23 protein-coding genes and 1 pseudogene are annotated in these 18136 nt (G+C 32.1%); 9 read left to right on the forward strand and 15 right to left on the reverse strand.

Going from position 1 to position 18136, the window contains the following annotated elements; translation table 11 throughout:
- Positions 1-111: 111 nt before the first annotated feature.
- Positions 112-609: pseudogene (locus E2558_RS11285) on the forward strand (DNA-binding protein); the annotation flags it as partial.
- A gap of 338 nt (positions 610-947) precedes the next feature.
- Positions 948-2336: an L-cystine transporter gene (locus E2558_RS11290; RefSeq protein WP_126564632.1), complete on the forward strand. Its 1389-nt coding sequence runs from the start codon at positions 948-950 to the stop codon at positions 2334-2336.
- Between the two features lie 87 nt (positions 2337-2423).
- On the opposite strand, the gene E2558_RS11295 is transcribed toward E2558_RS11290, so the two are convergent.
- The gene (locus E2558_RS11295) at positions 2424-3179 is read right to left on the reverse strand and encodes an NADPH-dependent oxidoreductase (protein ID WP_126564631.1); all 756 of its coding nucleotides are present in this window, start codon (positions 3177-3179) and stop codon (positions 2424-2426) included.
- Between the two features lie 157 nt (positions 3180-3336).
- On the opposite strand from E2558_RS11295, the gene E2558_RS11300 reads away from it, so the two are divergent.
- The 4 genes from E2558_RS11300 to E2558_RS11315 all read left to right on the forward strand — a co-directional run bounded on the left by E2558_RS11300 (position 3337) and on the right by E2558_RS11315 (position 7583).
- A complete protein-coding gene (locus E2558_RS11300; protein WP_126564630.1) occupies positions 3337-4116 on the forward strand; it encodes a 2-keto-4-pentenoate hydratase in 780 nt (259 codons plus the stop codon).
- Positions 4117-4585: 469 nt separating this feature from the next.
- Complete coding sequence (gene ahpC / locus E2558_RS11305) at positions 4586-5155, forward strand: alkyl hydroperoxide reductase subunit C (RefSeq protein WP_126564629.1); 570 nt, start codon at positions 4586-4588, stop codon at positions 5153-5155.
- Between the two features lie 14 nt (positions 5156-5169).
- Positions 5170-6693 carry an alkyl hydroperoxide reductase subunit F gene (gene ahpF / locus E2558_RS11310; RefSeq protein WP_126564628.1) on the forward strand — a complete coding sequence of 508 codons (1524 nt, stop codon included), beginning with the start codon at positions 5170-5172 and terminating at the stop codon, positions 6691-6693.
- A 251-nt stretch (positions 6694-6944) separates the two neighbouring features.
- On the forward strand, positions 6945-7583 hold the full coding sequence (locus E2558_RS11315) for an NDxxF motif lipoprotein (protein WP_126564627.1): 639 nt from the start codon (positions 6945-6947) through the stop codon (positions 7581-7583).
- 53 nt (positions 7584-7636) lie between these two features.
- Here E2558_RS11315 and E2558_RS11320 read toward each other — a convergent pair whose 3' ends face one another.
- From E2558_RS11320 to E2558_RS11340, 5 genes are all read right to left on the reverse strand, one after another.
- On the reverse strand, positions 7637-8215 hold the full coding sequence (locus E2558_RS11320) for a histidine phosphatase family protein (protein ID WP_126564626.1): 579 nt from the start codon (positions 8213-8215) through the stop codon (positions 7637-7639).
- 27 nt (positions 8216-8242) lie between these two features.
- Positions 8243-8872 carry a LysE family translocator gene (locus tag E2558_RS11325; protein WP_126564625.1) on the reverse strand — a complete coding sequence of 210 codons (630 nt, stop codon included), beginning with the start codon at positions 8870-8872 and terminating at the stop codon, positions 8243-8245.
- 397 nt (positions 8873-9269) lie between these two features.
- Positions 9270-9518 (reverse strand): GlsB/YeaQ/YmgE family stress response membrane protein, encoded by a 249-nt coding sequence (locus E2558_RS11330; RefSeq protein WP_126564624.1) that lies wholly within the window; start codon positions 9516-9518, stop codon positions 9270-9272.
- A 125-nt stretch (positions 9519-9643) separates the two neighbouring features.
- Positions 9644-9886 (reverse strand): DUF3923 family protein, encoded by a 243-nt coding sequence (locus E2558_RS11335; protein WP_126564623.1) that lies wholly within the window; start codon positions 9884-9886, stop codon positions 9644-9646.
- 78 nt (positions 9887-9964) lie between these two features.
- Positions 9965-10714, reverse strand: a complete 750-nt coding sequence (locus tag E2558_RS11340) for an amidohydrolase family protein (protein ID WP_126564622.1) — start codon at positions 10712-10714, stop codon at positions 9965-9967.
- Positions 10715-10934: 220 nt separating this feature from the next.
- Between E2558_RS11340 and E2558_RS11345 the strand changes: the two genes are divergently transcribed.
- Positions 10935-11192 (forward strand): helix-turn-helix domain-containing protein, encoded by a 258-nt coding sequence (locus E2558_RS11345; RefSeq protein ID WP_126564621.1) that lies wholly within the window; start codon positions 10935-10937, stop codon positions 11190-11192.
- 95 nt (positions 11193-11287) lie between these two features.
- Here the strand turns inward: E2558_RS11345 and E2558_RS11350 are convergent, their stop codons facing one another.
- Positions 11288-12382, reverse strand: coding sequence for a hypothetical protein (locus E2558_RS11350; protein ID WP_126564620.1), 1095 nt, complete (start codon positions 12380-12382; stop codon positions 11288-11290).
- Between the two features lie 178 nt (positions 12383-12560).
- On the opposite strand from E2558_RS11350, the gene E2558_RS11355 reads away from it, so the two are divergent.
- Positions 12561-12851 (forward strand): GRAM domain-containing protein, encoded by a 291-nt coding sequence (locus E2558_RS11355; RefSeq protein WP_126564619.1) that lies wholly within the window; start codon positions 12561-12563, stop codon positions 12849-12851.
- 107 nt (positions 12852-12958) lie between these two features.
- Here the strand turns inward: E2558_RS11355 and rpsR are convergent, their stop codons facing one another.
- The 3 genes from rpsR to rpsF are packed head-to-tail and all read right to left on the reverse strand — an operon-like array spanning position 12959 to position 14079.
- The gene (gene rpsR, locus E2558_RS11360; RefSeq protein ID WP_002447994.1) at positions 12959-13201 is read right to left on the reverse strand and encodes a 30S ribosomal protein S18; all 243 of its coding nucleotides are present in this window, start codon (positions 13199-13201) and stop codon (positions 12959-12961) included.
- A 47-nt stretch (positions 13202-13248) separates the two neighbouring features.
- Positions 13249-13761: a single-stranded DNA-binding protein gene (ssb, locus tag E2558_RS11365; protein WP_103329472.1), complete on the reverse strand. Its 513-nt coding sequence runs from the start codon at positions 13759-13761 to the stop codon at positions 13249-13251.
- 21 nt (positions 13762-13782) lie between these two features.
- Positions 13783-14079, reverse strand: coding sequence for a 30S ribosomal protein S6 (rpsF, locus tag E2558_RS11370; protein WP_011276867.1), 297 nt, complete (start codon positions 14077-14079; stop codon positions 13783-13785).
- Between the two features lie 293 nt (positions 14080-14372).
- Between rpsF and E2558_RS11375 the strand changes: the two genes are divergently transcribed.
- Entirely contained in the window at positions 14373-14564 is a 192-nt protein-coding gene (locus E2558_RS11375) for a hypothetical protein (RefSeq protein WP_126564618.1), read from the forward strand.
- A 107-nt stretch (positions 14565-14671) separates the two neighbouring features.
- On the opposite strand, the gene ychF is transcribed toward E2558_RS11375, so the two are convergent.
- The 5 genes from ychF to E2558_RS11400 all read right to left on the reverse strand — a co-directional run.
- Positions 14672-15769 (reverse strand): redox-regulated ATPase YchF, encoded by a 1098-nt coding sequence (ychF, locus tag E2558_RS11380; protein WP_126564617.1) that lies wholly within the window; start codon positions 15767-15769, stop codon positions 14672-14674.
- Between the two features lie 11 nt (positions 15770-15780).
- Entirely contained in the window at positions 15781-15984 is a 204-nt protein-coding gene (locus E2558_RS11385; RefSeq protein WP_126564616.1) for a DUF951 domain-containing protein, read from the reverse strand.
- A 20-nt stretch (positions 15985-16004) separates the two neighbouring features.
- Complete coding sequence (locus E2558_RS11390) at positions 16005-16886, reverse strand: mechanosensitive ion channel family protein (protein ID WP_126564615.1); 882 nt, start codon at positions 16884-16886, stop codon at positions 16005-16007.
- A 182-nt stretch (positions 16887-17068) separates the two neighbouring features.
- Positions 17069-17896, reverse strand: a complete 828-nt coding sequence (locus E2558_RS11395; protein WP_126564614.1) for a ParB/RepB/Spo0J family partition protein — start codon at positions 17894-17896, stop codon at positions 17069-17071.
- A 99-nt stretch (positions 17897-17995) separates the two neighbouring features.
- The coding region (locus tag E2558_RS11400; protein ID WP_135789033.1) for a transposase at positions 17996-18136 on the reverse strand (141 nt) is incomplete at its 5' end.

Genomic DNA, 18136 nt, shown 5'->3' on the forward strand with positions numbered 1-18136 from the left:
GATATAAAGGGTTAAACTGAATAGCGAGGTTAGACTGACGTGTTACTGGCCGAAGACAGACGTCAGTGTAAATAAGTATAGATAAATATAGAAACGAAAGGACTTTCAGCTATGTTAACTAAAGAATTCGCTCAACGTGTCAACCTAAGTGAAAAACAAGTCCGTAAAATTGTACAGCATTTAGAAGAACGTGGTTATCAACTTAGCAAGACAGAATATCGTGGTCGTGAAGCCACTGATTTTAAAGAAGAAGATATCGAATTATTCCAAGATATCGCGGAGAAAGTTAAACAAACTAGTAGTTATGATTTAGCGTTTGAAGAATTAGAGAAAGAGAAAGATTTTTTACAAGTCATTGTTAAAGAAGACAAAGAACAATTACCTACTGATAACAACGTGGCTCAATTAGTAGGCGATTTACGTAATGAAATTCAAAAAATGCGTGAAGAACGTCAAATGCTTGCGCAAATGATTAATCAAGTTAATCAACAGCAAAATGAATTGAAAGAACTTCAAAGTCAAATTACTAATAAACTTGAGGCTAACAATCAATCTTTACAAGCGATTCAAACATCTCAAGAAGCAATTCAAAATGCTCAAAAAGAGCAATCTGAATACACTAAAAATGATTTAGTTAAGGAAATTAACGATAATAACCAACAAGCGATAAAAAATACAGCTTCAATGAGTAGACCTTCAACAGAGAAAAAAGGATTTTTAGCTAGATTATTCAACCTTTAATATATAGTTTAAATTCAAACCATAGTCTATAAGGACTGTGGTTTTTTCTTTTTTAAAATTAAAATTTTAGTTATTTAAATTTATTCAAACTACATTTTTAATAGATATAATTTTATTTTTTATTATAAAGTATTGAAATAATATCAAAACAATACTATCCTTATTAAGTAAATCGGAATTAAATTTCATCAAAGGAGATTCGCTTTATGGGGACTTTTTTTACAGTTATTAACATTGTCATAATGCTCGCCTTTCTTATTGGCTTATTTATTATGGCGAAAAAACATGTTTCCTTCCCTAAACGTGTATTTACAGCTTTAGGCTTAGGAATTGTGTTTGGTATTGCTTTACATTTAATTTATGGCGTAAATTCAAAAGTACTTGAAACCACAACAGATTGGTTTAGTATCGTAGGCGACGGTTATGTTGCTTTATTACAAATGATTGTTATGCCTTTAATATTTATTTCAATCGTTTCAGCATTTAGTAAGATACAAATTGGGGATAAATTCGCTAAAATTGGTTCTTATATTTTTATGTTCTTAATCGGCACTGTGGCTATTGCAGCTATAGTCGGGATTTTTTATGCCATTGTATTCGGTTTAGACGCATCAAGTATTGATTTAGGTAGTGCTGAAAATGCTCGCGGAAGTGAAATTAGTAGTAAAGCTAAAGATATAACAGCTAATACGCTACCTCAACAAATCTTAGAATTATTACCAAGCAACCCGTTCTTAGACTTCACTGGTCAACGAACTACTTCTACAATTGCGGTAGTAATATTTGCGATATTTGTAGGTTTTGCATATTTACGTGTAGCACGTAAACAACCTGAAAATGGTAGCTTGTTAAAACGTGGTATTGATGCCATTTATTCATTAGTAATGTCAATCGTTACTTTTGTTCTACGTTTAACTCCTTATGGTATTATTGCGATTATGGCTTCAACCATTGCTACAAGTGATTTTGCAGCGATTTGGACATTAGGTAAATTTATGATTGCTTCATATGCTGCTTTAATAACAATGTATATTATTCATTTAATTATTTTAACAATTATGGGAATTAATCCTGTTCGCTATGTTAAAAAGACGTTCGAAGTACTTATCTTTTCTTTCACTTCACGATCAAGCGCAGGTGCATTACCATTAAACATCCAAACACAAACACAACGTTTAGGTGTACCAGATGGTATTGCTAACTTCTCTGCCTCATTTGGTTTATCAATAGGTCAAAATGGTTGTGCAGGAATTTATCCAGCTATGTTAGCTATCATGGTAGCGCCAGTAGCTAAAGTTGATATTGATTTACCATTTATATTGACTCTTATTGGTGTAGTAATTATTAGTTCATTTGGTGTTGCTGGTGTAGGTGGCGGTGCAACATTTGCATCTATTCTTGTATTATCAACGCTTAACCTTCCAGTTGCTTTAGCCGGTGTACTAATTTCAATTGAACCAATTATTGATATGGGACGAACAGCTCTGAACGTTAATGATTCAATATTAGCAGGTACTGGTACAGCTAAGTTAACTGGTAACCTCGATAAAGAGAAATTTAATTCAAATCACTACGGTGACTTATCTACTGAATAAATAATAGATATTAAAAAGCGTAGCCAACATTCTAGTATCGTTAATATATTAGAATGATTGAGCTACGCTTCTTTTTTTATAATAGCTTTATCGCTTCATTAAACCTGATTTATTTAATTGTTCCAACATATCTAAACGTGTTTTTTTACTTAAAAATCCTGCCACTTGTTGTGACCAAGTTTCAGAACGTTCTCCGTTTGTACGTTCTTTATAATAGTTACTAACAGTTTCATCATATTGACTTAATTCTTCACTTTGTTGTTTTTGGTTACTATTATAAACATTTTTGTGAAAGACATGTTCAAATGGTAGACGTGGTTTTGGTGCCCCATTCTCATCATCAGCAGGCTCACCTACTGCCATTCCGAATAAAGGAAAAGCATATTCTGGTAAGTCTAAAATTTCACGCACACGACCAACGTCATTACGTAAAGAACCTAAATATACAATACCGTAGCCCATATCTTCAGCTGTTAAAGCAATATTTTCAGACACAAGTGCAACATCAATAGATCCTACTAACAAACCTTCTGCAGATTCAAAAGATGTTTCCATATTATAATCAAATTTTTCATTAATTAAGCTATGTCGATAATAATCTAAAACAAATACAAATAAGTAACCATTATCTACTACATGAGATTGACCTGAAACTTCTTTTAATTGCGCTTTAATTTGTGGGTCATCAATACCAATAATTGAGTATGTTTGTAAATAACTAGATGTAGACGCATTTTGACCAGCTTCAACTAGTTTTTTTACTACCTCTTCACTTAAAGGTTTATCTTTAAATTTTCTTACTGAATGGTGTTTTTTAGTTAAATCATAAACATGATTCGACATTTAATTCACTCCTTATCATCTACTGAATATATCGTAACAATTTATACTTATGTTTGTCTTCAAAGTCACCTTTCTCTCTTTAATAAAAAATTTGCATGCTTGTATGTTTAAAGTTATCATAATAGTAATAATTTTCAGATATTTAAGGAGAGATACTATGCCTCAAGCTAACAAAGAAATTTCAAACGCACTATACAAAGCTTTTACTTCTAAGAAACCTATTGAATTTGTCAGTAAAACGCATGACATTAGTGAAGAAGAAGCATATAAAACTCAAGATGATTTGATTGAACAACTTGAAAAACATCAAAAAGCTACTATAAAAGGTTATAAAGTGAGCATGACTAGTGCTGCTACTCAAGCCATAGCTAAAACGCACGAGCCTGCTTACGGTACAATCTTGTCTACTCAGGTGGTTGAAAGTGACGCCAAAGTATCTTTATCAAATCTTTTCGATCCATTATTAGAACCAGAAATTATTTTTGAACTAACTGCTGATTTACCTGAAGATGCTTCTAATCAAACTATTTTAGAAAGTGTTAAAATCGCAGCAGGAATTGAAATCCCAGACGCGCGTTACAAAGATTGGTTCCCTAATTTCACATTAGGCGATTTAATTTCAGATAATACTGCTACAGGATTAATTGTCGTCGGGGAACGCGTTACACCTTTAGAATATAAAGAATTTGCAGATATTAATTTAGAATTATTTAAAGATGATAAAAAAATTGAAACTGGTCATTCAAGCGAGGTATTAGGTAACCCAATTGAATCAGTAAAATGGTTAAATAAAAAATTACATGCTCATGGTAAAAAACTAGAAAAAGGACAATTTATTTCTTCAGGCACATTTATTTCTCCTTTACATTTAGAAAAAGGCACTTACACTGCAAAATATGACAAAGTTGGTAGTGTAACAGTCAAAGTAGTAAATTAATTATATATTGAGGTCAGGATAGCGTAGCTTCCTGGCCTTGATGCTGTTTAAAATGAACATCTAATAATAGAACTAAATGCTTATGACAACTTCCTATCCCCTTCACTATATATAAACGTTTTTTGTCCATGTTTTACTTGTTCATTTTCAAAAATAAATCTTCTCCATTATCAAATACAGATGTTTAGTTGAGAATGATAAAGGATAAATGATAGTAAGAGGTATTTGCAATTTACAATATTTATTTAAAAAATATAAATTTAAATACTTCTTAACTATCTTAACAAATTATATAAAAACCCTTATTTAACAGTATTTAAACAACATTCCATTTCTTACAAGCTTATTAAGTTGACGAAATGGAAACGAAGTGTAATAATAATATTCAAGAAATTAGAATTATTATAAATAAGCAATTATTCTTATGTAATTCTAAAAATTTTTTCGAAAATCAGGAGGAATTTAAGTTATGTCTTTAATCAATAAAGAAATTTTACCATTCACAGCTCAAGCTTATGATCCTAAAAATGATGAATTCAAAGAAGTAAGCCAAGATGATTTAAAAGGTTCTTGGAGTGTAGTTTGTTTCTACCCTGCTGACTTCTCATTCGTATGTCCAACTGAATTAGAAGATTTACAAAACCAATATGAAAAATTACAAGATTTAGGTGTTAACGTATTCTCAGTATCAACTGATACTCACTTTGTACACAAAGCATGGCACGATCATTCAGATGCTATCAGCAAAATCCAATACACTATGATTGGTGACCCTTCTCAAACTATTACTCGTAACTTCGATGTATTAGATGAAGAAGCTGGATTAGCTCAACGTGGTACATTCATCGTTGACCCAGATGGCGTAGTTCAAGCAGCTGAAATCAATGCAGACGGTATCGGCCGTGACGCTAGCACTTTAGTTAACAAAATCAAAGCAGCTCAATATGTACGTCAACATCCAGGTGAAGTATGCCCAGCTAAATGGGAAGAAGGTTCTGAATCATTACAACCAGGATTAGACTTAGTAGGTAAAATTTAAGGAGGCATTATAGAATGCTTAATGCTGATTTAAAACAACAATTACAACAGCTTTTAGGTCTTATGGAAGGCGATGTTGAATTCAGAGCTAGTATCGGTTCTGATGATAAGTCTAAAGAGTTAAAAGAACTTTTAGATGAAATCGCTGAAATGTCAGACCATATAACGATTGTAGATAAAGAGTTAAAACGTACGCCAAGTTTCACAGTAAGTAAACCTGAAGAAGATACAGGCATTACGTTTGCTGGTATTCCATTAGGCCACGAATTCAACTCACTTGTTTTAGCAATTTTACAAGTGAGTGGTCGTGCTCCTAAAGAGAAACAATCAATCATTGATCAAATTAAAGGTTTAGAAGGTAACTACAACTTCGAAACTTATGTAAGTTTAACTTGTCAAAAATGTCCAGACGTTGTCCAAGCATTAAACTTAATGAGTGTTATTAACCCTAATATCACTCATACAATGATTGATGGGGCTGTCTTCCGTGAAGAATCAGAAGACATTATGGCTGTCCCTGCAGTCTTCTTAGATGGTGAAGAATTTGGCAATGGTCGTATGACTATTTCTGATATCTTAACTAAATTAGGAAGTACACAAGATGCTTCTGAATTTAACAATAAAGAACCATATGATGTTTTAATCATTGGTGGTGGACCAGCAAGTGGTAGTGCTGCAATTTATACTGCACGTAAAGGTTTACGTACAGGTATTGTAGCTGACCGTATCGGTGGCCAAGTTAACGATACTGCTGGTATTGAAAACTTCATTACTGTTAAAGAAACAACTGGTTCTGAGTTCTCTGCTAACTTAGCAGCACATATCGAAGAATACGATATTGACGCTATGACAGGCATCCGTGCTACAAGTATCGAGAAAACAGATAAAGCTATTCGTGTAACACTTGAAAATGACGCAGTTCTTGAAAGTAAAACTGCTATTATTTCAACAGGTGCAAGTTGGCGTAAATTAAACATTCCTGGTGAAGATCGCTTAATCAACAAAGGTGTTGCTTTCTGCCCTCACTGTGATGGTCCTTTATTTGAAAATAAAGACGTTGCAGTTATCGGTGGCGGTAACTCAGGTGTTGAAGCAGCTATCGATTTAGCAGGTATTGTAAACCATGTTACATTATTTGAATATTCATCTGAACTTAAAGCAGATACAGTATTACAAGACCGTTTACGTTCTCTATCAAACGTAGATATTCATACAAATGCTAGAACTGCTGAAGTTTTAGGTGAAGATCATGTAACTGGATTAAGCTATGAAGACTTAGAATCTGGCGAAATGAAAGAATTAAGCTTAGATGGTATCTTCGTACAAATTGGTCTTGTACCAAACACAAGCTGGATTGGTGACGCAGTAGAATTAAATAATCGTGGAGAAGTAGTTATCGATCGCGATAATCATACAAATGTTCCAGGAATTTTTGCTGCTGGAGACGTTACTGATCAAAAAAATAAACAAATTATTATTTCAATGGGCGCAGGTGCTAATGCGGCACTAAATGCCTTTGATTATATAATTAGAAATTAATAACTAGAACTTTTCTAGTTTGTCACTTAACCTATCAAATATCTTCATATTAAACCGAGATGCTTATTAGTATCTCGGTTTTTTTACGTATAATAATCTATTATATATTTGTTTCAAATAGATAAATTAGTCATCACTTGCCATAAATTGTTCATAGATAATTTTTATTTTAAGTTCTTATCATTCAAATATTTGCCTATAAATGATAATCTATTATTATGTTTTATTTATAAAGGAGATTATTAAAATCTATGAAGAAGAGTATTATAGTTGGCGGAATTTTAACACTACTTTTAACTTTAAGTGCATGTGCACCTCATAATGATGATAGTAATGAAAAAAATGAAGATCATCTACAAAGTAATGGTATTTCGGCTCCCAAACACGCTAGAAACTTAACAGATAAGGATATTTTCACCTCAGATAAAACTAACCAAAAAATTAGTGAAGATGAGATGAATAAAGCGATAAAGAAATATTTAGATGTTAATAGCGATATTCTAGATAATAAATATATTTTACAAAGTCAGATAGATAAACAAAGTGGCGGTCAAACAAGAGTCACAAAAGCTCAAGCAAACAAATTGAGTAAATTATCAAATGTAGCAGTTAAAAATGACTTACACTTTAAGAAATTTGTTGAAAATAATACTATCCCTGCAGGTTACAAAGACAACATAACTCGTATTATTAATTATTTTAACGCATTAAATAGTACAATTTCGGATATAGACGAAAAATTAGAACAACTTAATTATGAGCCTCAAAATACAATTAACGTTGTTGATGTACCTACACATTATGCTGGAGACGTAAATGGTAAACAGCAAAATAAAATTAAAAAATTCTTAAAAGATAAAAATATCAAAACAGACGTTTTTGATAAATAATAGAAAAAAGCCACACTTTAACGAGTATTTTCAATTCGTTAAAGTGTGGCTTTTTAGATTTCTATGTATATTGGCTTACAGTTTTCAATATTATAATCCAACGCTTCTTTTTTAGTAAGCATTCCAAAGTAAACGAGCATGCAACGAATTACTACTTGATGAGCTACTATCACTATTGTTTCAGCGTCTTGCGATACTTCATTTTCAAAAAATAACCGAATTCTATTTAAGACATCCCCATAACTCTCCCCTTCAGGCGCTTTCTGTGTAAAACTATGACGGAAATCTTTATATTCTGGGTGGTTAAAATATTGATGATACTGATTATCCTGCATTAATTTATCTTTATATTCGCCTTCAAATACACCTAATGAGTGTTCTCTGAGACTTGGTGTAACGGTAGTAGGAATATCATATGGAAAGATATTGTTATAAGTTTCAATCGTACGTGTTAAATCAGATACATAGACATAATCAATATCCATATCTTTAAAGTAGCTTTCTAATTTTTGTGCACCTTCAACACCCTTTTTAGTTAAATGTACATCTAATTGGCCACAGAAATAAGCACGATGATGTTTGTTATCATAATTCGATTGTGACTCTCCATGTCTCACTAAATATAGTTTCACCTTAATATTTCTCCTTCTTTTTTAAAATTAAGTACTCTTACTTAATAATAAATTAACCGAAAGTCCAATTAAAATAAAACCGACTGCATAATCAAATATCGATTTAATTTTTGGATTACTAAATAGTAATTTGATATATTGAAAAACAAAAACACAAAATAAAAACCAACCACAAATCACTAAAATGACAATAACGGATAACATTGCAATTTGTGATTTAACTTCAATACCACCAGTTGATAAAAATTGCGGTAAGACACTGACATAATATAATAAAGCTTTAGGGTTTAAAATAGTACTTAAAAACCCCTGACGGTAAGAAGTAAAACGGCTTACATTATTTCTGCCACTTTTAGCAGAAGTAAAATCCATAGATTGACGTGCACTAAGAATGCTTTGGATTCCTAAATATATTAGATAACAAGCTCCTAAAATTTTAATAATAAAAAATACATAATACAAACTAGTCAGTAAATAAATAATTCCAAATACTGCTAAGGACGAATAAACAATATGTGCCGAAGTGATTCCAAATGCTGACATTGCTCCATTTAATTTACCAGAATGAATCGTATTTTTCATAACAATTAAAAAATCAGGACCTGGTACGATAATAATTAGAAGCGTAATAATGATGAAAGTTACAATACCTTCCATATGACACCCTCCTTAAGTAAAATATTACATTAATTATGCCATATGAAGTGTGAGGAAGGTAAGTCATCCAGACGTCTTAAAGTCAAAAAGAGTAATTGCAACTTATGTAAAAGGTCTTATTTATATTTACAAGCTATTAATTATTTTTACTACTTTAATATCAATCTATAATTTTTCAGTTTTTATTAGTTTATGATTGTCATACCATTACATTACATGATAATATTAACGTGTAGTTAAATTATAACTACAAAGTCTTTTATATTCATGAACATAATACTCCTGGGTGACGCCTTAACCCGACGTCACCCTCTTTTTATGCCCTTTTTTAAGATTTAATTTCCTAATAAAAAAAGAGAGCCATTCAACATAGCCCTCTTTAACTCTTCAAATATTATTATTTTCTGATAACACGTAAGATTAAGCTTACGATAAAGATCAAAATAATTGAACCAATTAATGCTGGGAAGATTGGTACGCCGCCCCATACAGGACCCCACATACCGAAGATTCTACTACCGATTGCTGAACCGATTAAACCAGCGATGATGTTACCGATAATACCGCCTGGGATATCTTTACCCATAATCATACCGGCAACCCATCCGATTAATCCGCCGACGATTAACATAATAATAAAGCTCATAATCAGAATTCTCCTTATCTTTTTGTTTTTTATTTGCTTCTTACTTATACCACCATTAATTATTTTTAAACATATTTATTAAAAATTAATTAACTTTTTATAAGAAATTTACTTGAATTCATTTTTTAATACTTCTGAATTTTTTCTTTACGTGACATAACTAAGTTAATTGCTAGCCATACGATTTGTATGATAATAGGTAATAGAAATGCTATTGCCATAATAATAATAGATATTGCTCTTAATTCTGGTGTTTGAACAATACCAGCTGCGTCTGTACGTCTTTCCCAAATCATTACTGAACTGCTAATGAATAAGATAATCCAAAATGCAGAAACGATCCACCACAAAATCCATGAAAGTTTCATCTACTTATCTCCAATTAATATTTTTTATTTAGGTATTAATCTATTCCCTTTTCCAAAGATAAAAATCATAAAAGTACATTATTCTGAAAGTCTATAAAATTCTAATGCATTCTTATAAAAAATTCTTTCTTGAATGTCTTGGTTAAAATGATCCTGGATTAGTTGAATATCTTCTACGTTAAATGGGCGATTGGCACGTGTGGAAGGCAAATCAGTACCGAACATGACAGCATTAGGATTGATGTTGATTAATTCTTGAATAGCTGATAAAGGATCAATTTCAATTCTACCGAATCCAGTTGCTTTTACATAAACGCCCTGTCTAACTAAGTCTTTCAAGTCTTCAAATCCTTCTTCAGTTAAACCTAAGTGATCAATAGACACTTGAGGTAGTTGAAGGATAACCTCTTTATATTTAGTTAATTTCTTCGACTCAATGTAGATTTCTGTGTGCCAACCTACTAAATCATAAACGCGTTGCGCAAATGCTTTAAGTTTCGAAATATCTTCTGACCCACCGCGTTTTACATTAAATCTAATCCCCTTAGTTCCCAAAGTATTTAATCTGCGAATCTCTGCATCGCTAGTAGTTATCGGTAGCTGAGTGGTTCCTACGAATTTGCCATCTAATTTATGAAGGGCATCCACTAAATAATCTTGATCGAACTCTTGAAATGAACCTGAAACAACTGCACCACCAATAATCTCTAAATCATTAGTACGATTTAAGTAATCTTGTGTAGTGAAGGAAGGTGGCATATAACCATTATTCTCTTTAACTGGGAAATTAAAATCAATAATATGAAAATGTGCATCAAAAATTTTCATAACGATAACCCCTTTGTTTACAATTTATAAATTAAAAATAACATAATTATGAATAATGACTTAAAAGACTTGATAAAATTTGTGAAGAGGAATAGTATAATTAAATAACGTGGGTTTATTTTTATAAAAGACTTTATAAGTTTGTTAGGAAGATAATTTAACAGGGAAAATAAGATTATCTTACATTCCAGACTTAGCATATACAGGGAGGTTATGTATCATGAGTTCACATACACTTTTTAACTTAAGAACAAAACGAAATCTTGAAATTAATGAATTAACAGAGTTATTAAATAAAAAATATGGTACACACTATGAACCACATCAATTATGGGAATGGGAAAACCATCAACATGAACCTAGTTTCAAAGATGCGATGATTCTCGCAGACTTCTTTGATACACCTTATCAAATGTTAGTTGAAAGTAAATATAAAGAATATCAACAACATATTGATGATATAGATATTCGTTTATAATTTAAAAATGATTAAATCCGACTTCGATAAAGAAGCCGGATTTTTGTTTATAGTTAGATATAACGTTTTCGGAATTTCTGCCGTGCGAGGTTTAATTATTCCTCTTCAGTGTTGTTATCGCTACTGTCTTGTTGTGTTTGATCTGCTTGTTGTTCTTGTGGTTGGTCCGAAGCTTGTTGTTGCTCTGTTTGTTGTTGCGCTTGGTCTTGGTTACCATTGTCTGCAGCTTGTTGTTGGCTTTGGTCTTCTTGTTCTTCGTTATCTTGACTACCTGCAACATTTTGAATAGGTGTATTTACAGCGTTCTCATGCGCTTGTTGGCTATTTGCTATAGTTTGTCCTTTGTCAGATTGTTGTTGATTATCGTCACTATTTTGTTGTTCATCACTATTGTCTTGCTGATTATTTTCTTCTTCAGCTTGTTGATGTTTAGCGTTTCTTTCCTCAGCAGCTCTTTGTTGTTCTCTTCCTTTAGCTTCTGCTTGTGCTCTTTGTTCCTCAGTCATGTCTGAGTAATCACCCACTATAGAGCCATCTTTCTTACTTACTGCAACGCCCACATCTACTGGAGTAGATACCACGCTTTGTGCTCTATAACTAATATAATAATTATCATCGGTTGTTTTATCATTATTAATGTGGAACGAATTCCAATCAGGTTGTTTACTTCCACCTATTTTTTCCTTAACATGACTTTTGGCGATTTGAATAGCCTCATCTTCACTAACCTGAGCCTCGTTAGCGTTATCTTCACTATTTTCAGATGCGTCATCTTCAGCTTGATTATCTGCGTTCGCATCATCATTATTGTCTGAGTTCGCCTCGTCATTATTGTCTGAGTTGGCCTCTTGATCATCGTTTGAGCCCTCGTCATTAGTACTATCTTGGTCTTGAGGTTGTGCTGAGCCAGTCATATACTCTCCACCAGCTTCAGTATCTCCATTTGAGTCATTGCTATCGTTTTGCGCATTATCATTTGTTGATGAATGCTCTTTATTATTAGATTCATCTCCAGATTTTTTAGGATCGTTAGATTTTTTTCCAGAATCTGAGTCATTATCTTTCTTTTGCTCTTGTTTGTTATTGTTTGAATTCTCGTCGTCTCCACCCGGTAAACCAATATTTAAACTACATGCTCCCAATAGAAATGTTGACGCCGTTAAACCTGCTAAAAAATATTTACCCTTCATAATTTAAAAACTCCTTATGTATATCTACTTAAATCATAACATTTAATATTCATTTTATTAACAATATCGTACAACTTATTACAAACTTTAAAAATCATTTACGTTGTAATTTTTAAGTATATTTATTATTTTAGTATTGATATATACAGTTTATTTTTTGAAAAGGAGGTTTTACACAATGGAAATAACTACAAATTGTAGTTTAAAAACTTTTATTTATCGACGGGTTAGTGTACCGGGTAGTCTTACTTTAACTAATCATCACTTAACTTTTGCGTCCTTTAGTTTAACCAATAGTCCACTCAATATACAAATTCCACTTGAAGATATTAAGAAAGTTAAATTAAAAAAAGGTATCTTTATAAAATCATTAGGCATATTCTACAATAATGATTGGTATGTATTTAAATACTTTCAAGATGATAACTATAATAAAATTTATAATCATTTAAATCAAAAACAAAAATAAATCAGTAAGTTGATGCTTCAGCCCTTCTTCTACCCTTCCCTTAAATTCCAACACAAAAAATAACCCCGCAAGCCTTAAGCTTACGGGGTTTAACCAATACTTATATATTAGTTTTCGTCTTTAACATATGGTAATAAAGCCATATGACGAGCACGTTTGATAGCTGTAGTCAACATACGTTGATATTTAGCTGAAGTACCAGTTACACGACGTGGTAAAATTTTACCGCGTTCTGAGATAAAACGTTTTAATAATTCAGTATCTTTATAGTCGATGTGTGTAATGCCATTTGCTGTGAAGTAGCAAACTTTTTTACGACGACGACCGCCTCTTCTTGGTCCACCTGCCATGGTTAATTACCTCCTTTTGAAATAGTTTTTATACGTTCATTTTATTATTAGAATGGTAAGTCATCATCACTAATATCAATCGGGCCATTTGCATTCGCAAAAGGATTATCTGATTGTTTATTATTTGATGATTGATTATTGTTATAAGACGTATTTTGTCCTGATTGTTGACCACCAAATCCTTGACCGTAGTCTTGGAAATCATTGTTACTACTTTGATTACGTTGGCCACCTTGAGCATTTTTAGGTTCAAGGAATTGAACACTATCAGCTACAACTTCAGTAACAAAGATACGACGACCTTCTTGATTTTCATAACTGCGTGATTGTATGCGACCATCAACGCCAGCTAAACTACCTTTGAATAAATAATTATTCACATTCTCTGCTTGTCTTCTAAACACAACAACATTAATAAAGTCAGCTTCGCGTTCCCCTTGAGCATTCGTGAAAGTACGATTAACTGCTAGAGTAAATGTCGCTACACTTACGCCTGAGGGAGTGGTTCTGTATTCTGGATCTTTAGTTAAACGACCTACTAATACAACTCTGTTTATCATTAAAACGCCCCCATTAAATTATTACTTATCTTGGTCTTCGCGGATAACGATATAACGGATGATATCGTCACTGATTTTAGCTAAACGTTGGAATTCGTCTGTAGCTCTGTTGTTATCAGTTTTAATGCGTACGATGTTATAGAAACCTTCTTTGAAATCTTCAATTTCGTAAGCAAGACGGCGTTTACCCCAGTCTTTTTCTTCTAAAACTTCTGATCCTTCTGAAGCTAAGATACCGTTAAAGCGTTCAACAACAGCTTTTTTAGCATCCTCTTCAATGTTAGGACGTACGACATACATAATTTCATATGTTCTCATTTTATACTTGCACCTCCTTGTGGTCTATGCGGCCTATCGACTCCTGTCGACAAGCAAGGAATAATTTTCATTACTCACAATCAAGAATTATAGCATAGAGTATTACTTTTTACAATAAATTTTCACTCTCTCAATTTTCTTTTTTGAAAAGGCAGTCCCAAACATGAAATAATGCTCATATGCTCCTTAATAATATCAATAAACACCATCAAAACAATGAATTGAACAAAGAAGATGTAAAAGTACTTTTCAAAACAGAACAAATGTTCTATAATGATGGCGAGGTGTAAAACATGCAATTAGATTTAGATTGGGACAAAGATTTCCAAGAATTTCAAGAAGTCTTAAATTGCGGTATCAATCCAGAATGGTTATATTGTGCGAAAGCCAATATGGTACTCGAACCTGCCTACACTGGAGAAGGTAAACAGTTTTTCAGCACCAAAGATATTATTGAAGCAAGTAAAGTTATACCGTTCTTTTAAGATATAATGAAATAAAATATATAAAAAAGCAATGTAAGTTCCTTGTCACTCTAAGCCACATGAAACTTACATTGCTTTATTTTTATCATTTATTACGAATTACAATTCTAAACGTTGAATCTGAAGTGAACAATGTCACCATCTTGCATAATATACTCTTTACCTTCTAAACGTTGCTTACCGGCTTCTTTAGCACCTTGTTCTCCGCCATTTGCAACATAGTCATCATAACTTGTTACCTCAGCACGAATGAAGCCACGCTCAAAGTCAGTATGAATAATACCTGCACATTGTGGCGCTGTCATACCTTGTCTAAATGTCCAAGCACGAACTTCTTGTACACCAGCAGTAAAGTAAGTTGATAATCCTAATAACTCATAAGTTGTTCTGATTAATCTATTTAAACCTGGTTCTTCAATACCTAAATCTTCCAAGAACATTTCTTTATCTTCATCATCTAAAGTAGCGATTTCTTCTTCAATTTTTGCACTGATAACGATAACTTCTGAATCTTCTTTCGCAGCATATTCACGAATCACTTTCACTTTATCATTATCTTCATTACCAATTTCATCTTCGCCAACATTAGCTATATAAAGCATTTTTTTAGATGTTAATAATTGAGCTTGATTAACATATTTTTGATCTTCATCATTAAATTCTAAACTACGAACAGGATTACCATTTTCTAAAGCTTCTTTGATTCTAGATAAAATACGTAACTCCATTTCAGCAGTTTTATCTTTTTGACGTGCCATTTTTTCAATTCTAGGCAAACGCTTTTCTACTGATTCTAAATCAGCTAATACTAATTCCATATTGATAACTTCAATATCATCTAAAGGATTAACACGCCCAGATACGTGCGTAACATTTTCATCATCAAATGCACGAACAACTTGGCAAATTGCATCTACTTCACGAATATGAGATAAGAATTTATTACCTAAACCTTCACCTTTAGATGCACCTTTAACAATACCTGCAATGTCTGTAAATTCAAAAGTAGTTGGAATTGTTTTCTTAGGTTCTACCATTTCAGTTAATTTATTTAAACGTGTATCTGGTACTTCTACAATACCTACGTTTGGATCAATTGTTGCGAAAGGATAGTTCGCAGCCAATGCGCCTGCCTTAGTTATTGCATTAAATAGAGTAGACTTACCAACGTTCGGTAACCCTACGATACCTGCTGTTAAAGCCATTAATCATTCTCCTAACTTTCTGTATCTTGTTGAGATACTAATATTTTTTTTAATTTTTTATTAAACGTTTGACGTGGAATCATAATACTTCTTTGACAATTTTCGCATTTAATTCGAATATCTGCACCCATGCGAATAATTTTAAATCTGTTTGTTCCACATGCATGTTGTTTTTTCATTTCTACTATATCATTTATTCCATAATTTGACGTCATGAAATTGCCCCCAATGATAATTAAGCTTTATCTTGTGCGTCCATACTTTTAACATAGATTGGTTGTGGTAATTTAATACCTTCTTGTACGAAAACTCTTTGAATTTCTTTACGTAAAATTCTTGAACCTGAGGCACCTTCACCAGGAATCGTTTCTGCAGAAATTCTAAATATTACTTTCGTTTCATCAATCGAATCAATACCTTCCACTACAGGATCTGTAATGAATAGATAGTATTTACTACGCATTGCAGTGAATAATTTATTTAATCGTTTTTCAACTTTATCTAAGTTTTCCTCTACAGAAACTGGAATTTTCACAATAGCGAAACCATTTGTAATAGAGAAGTTAGTAATTTCTCCCATACTACCATTTGGCAGAATTGTTAATTCCCCAGTAATCGTATTAATGCGTGTCGATCTTAAACCAATTGATTTAACCGTACCTTCAGCTACAGTCGTACCACCGCTATTAATTTTAACGTAGTCACCTACATCGAATTGATTTTCAAAAATAATAAAGAAACCAGTAATGATATCTTTTACAATTGTTTGAGCACCAAAACCAACGGCTAAACCTACAACACCAACACTGGCAATAATACCTTCTACGCTAATACCAAATTTGCTTAAAATTGTGGTAATAACGATAAACCATACGATATATTTTACTACATTTTGAACGAGTGACACTAGCGTTCTAGAACGTTTCTTATTTCCTTTACTACTTTTATTTTGAAGTTTAAATGCTTGTTCAATGACTTTATTCAATATAGCAATCACTATTATGGCTACCAGAATATAAATAAGTATTAAAATAAGTTTAATTCCTAAGTTTTCATATGTTTCTGGCTTTGTCAAAGGCTCAAATAGTGAAGACAACACATTTTTAACCTGATTCATTCAAAATTTTCCTCCTTTTTAATTTGAATTTTCATCATAATTTAATAATTATACAGTGTTTCAATAAGATAATATATCGGTCTTTAGCTTTATTCATTAACGCTTTTTCTCACAGAAAGGCTAAAGATAACACATCAATTAATTCGTAAACAAATTACTTAGTTCCTGAAAGCAATTTCAAATTATTTATCACTTAATTTTTTTATTAGATTTTTGAATTCTTCTTCAGATTTAAATTCAAATGTAATTTTACCGATACTTTTACTAGTAGAAATATCTACTTTCGTTCCATATTTTTCTTTTAAAAGACGTTCTTGTTTTTGAATAAATTTCGGTTTTAAATGCGTTGATTTAGAGCTATTTTTAGACTCCTTACCGTCTTGTAATTCTGCTACAACATTTTCTAAATACCTTACACTCCATGCTTCTCGAATGGCTTGTTTCGCTAATTTATTCATAGTCGAAGTCTCTTTTACACCTAATAAGGTACGGCCGTGAGCACCTGATAATTTCCCATTTTTTACTAACTTAGAAACTTCCGAAGGTAAATTTAGTAGTCTCAACATATTAGCAATATATGGACGAGATTTACCTAATCTTTCTGCAACTTTTTGTTGGGTGATACCTAAATCATCCATAAGTCGTTTATAACTTTCAGCTTCTTCAATCGCATTTAAATCTTCACGCTGCAAATTTTCAATAATGGCTAGTTCCATCATGTCAGAGTCTGATAACTCTTTTACAATAGCCGGTACTTCATCCAATCCAGCTATTTGTGAAGCTCTAAATCTTCTTTCACCCACCACAATATAGTAACCTTGAATCGTTTTACGTAAAACGATAGGTTGCAAGATGCCATGCGTGCGAATAGAATCTGCTAAATCTTGCAATTTATCTTCATCAAATGTTTTACGAGGTTGATAAGGATTGGCTTTTATTTCAGAGATAGCTATTTTTTGCACTTGCTCATTTTGATTTAACGTTAATCGCTCGTCTTGTTCATATGCCATGAATTTTGCCTCCTCCCTTTTATTAATTAAAACTTTAATATTTCAAATCATAATATAAGTAGATCAATGGACAAAATAAACTTTTCAATACTATTGAGATTAAGCAACATTATGTTGTTTAATCTCTTTTTTTGTTGTTGAGGCAAATAGTCGCGAAGTTATAATAATTCGATTACGTAAATTATCATAATTTCTATAACCAAAAGATACCCTTTTAATGAGTTTGATTTTATTATTAAT

It is taken from the genome of Staphylococcus pragensis, from assembly GCF_004785665.1.
GTDB lineage: Bacteria > Bacillota > Bacilli > Staphylococcales > Staphylococcaceae > Staphylococcus > Staphylococcus pragensis.

Coding starts and splice junctions, on each gene's coding strand:
- E2558_RS11290 (WP_126564632.1), top strand. CDS start 948: ATGGGGACTTTTTTTACAGTTATTAACATTGTCATAATGCTCGCCTTT.
- E2558_RS11295 (WP_126564631.1), bottom strand. CDS start 3,179: ATGTCGAATCATGTTTATGATTTAACTAAAAAACACCATTCAGTAAGA.
- E2558_RS11300 (WP_126564630.1), top strand. CDS start 3,337: ATGCCTCAAGCTAACAAAGAAATTTCAAACGCACTATACAAAGCTTTT.
- ahpC (WP_126564629.1), top strand. CDS start 4,586: ATGTCTTTAATCAATAAAGAAATTTTACCATTCACAGCTCAAGCTTAT.
- ahpF (WP_126564628.1), top strand. CDS start 5,170: ATGCTTAATGCTGATTTAAAACAACAATTACAACAGCTTTTAGGTCTT.
- E2558_RS11315 (WP_126564627.1), top strand. CDS start 6,945: ATGAAGAAGAGTATTATAGTTGGCGGAATTTTAACACTACTTTTAACT.
- E2558_RS11325 (WP_126564625.1), bottom strand. CDS start 8,872: ATGGAAGGTATTGTAACTTTCATCATTATTACGCTTCTAATTATTATC.
- E2558_RS11330 (WP_126564624.1), bottom strand. CDS start 9,518: ATGAGCTTTATTATTATGTTAATCGTCGGCGGATTAATCGGATGGGTT.
- E2558_RS11335 (WP_126564623.1), bottom strand. CDS start 9,886: ATGAAACTTTCATGGATTTTGTGGTGGATCGTTTCTGCATTTTGGATT.
- E2558_RS11340 (WP_126564622.1), bottom strand. CDS start 10,714: ATGAAAATTTTTGATGCACATTTTCATATTATTGATTTTAATTTCCCA.
- E2558_RS11345 (WP_126564621.1), top strand. CDS start 10,935: ATGAGTTCACATACACTTTTTAACTTAAGAACAAAACGAAATCTTGAA.
- E2558_RS11350 (WP_126564620.1), bottom strand. CDS start 12,382: ATGAAGGGTAAATATTTTTTAGCAGGTTTAACGGCGTCAACATTTCTA.
- E2558_RS11355 (WP_126564619.1), top strand. CDS start 12,561: ATGGAAATAACTACAAATTGTAGTTTAAAAACTTTTATTTATCGACGG.
- rpsR (WP_002447994.1), bottom strand. CDS start 13,201: ATGGCAGGTGGACCAAGAAGAGGCGGTCGTCGTCGTAAAAAAGTTTGC.
- ssb (WP_103329472.1), bottom strand. CDS start 13,761: ATGATAAACAGAGTTGTATTAGTAGGTCGTTTAACTAAAGATCCAGAA.
- rpsF (WP_011276867.1), bottom strand. CDS start 14,079: ATGAGAACATATGAAATTATGTATGTCGTACGTCCTAACATTGAAGAG.
- E2558_RS11375 (WP_126564618.1), top strand. CDS start 14,373: ATGCAATTAGATTTAGATTGGGACAAAGATTTCCAAGAATTTCAAGAA.
- ychF (WP_126564617.1), bottom strand. CDS start 15,769: ATGGCTTTAACAGCAGGTATCGTAGGGTTACCGAACGTTGGTAAGTCT.
- E2558_RS11385 (WP_126564616.1), bottom strand. CDS start 15,984: ATGACGTCAAATTATGGAATAAATGATATAGTAGAAATGAAAAAACAA.
- E2558_RS11390 (WP_126564615.1), bottom strand. CDS start 16,886: ATGAATCAGGTTAAAAATGTGTTGTCTTCACTATTTGAGCCTTTGACA.
- E2558_RS11395 (WP_126564614.1), bottom strand. CDS start 17,896: ATGGCATATGAACAAGACGAGCGATTAACGTTAAATCAAAATGAGCAA.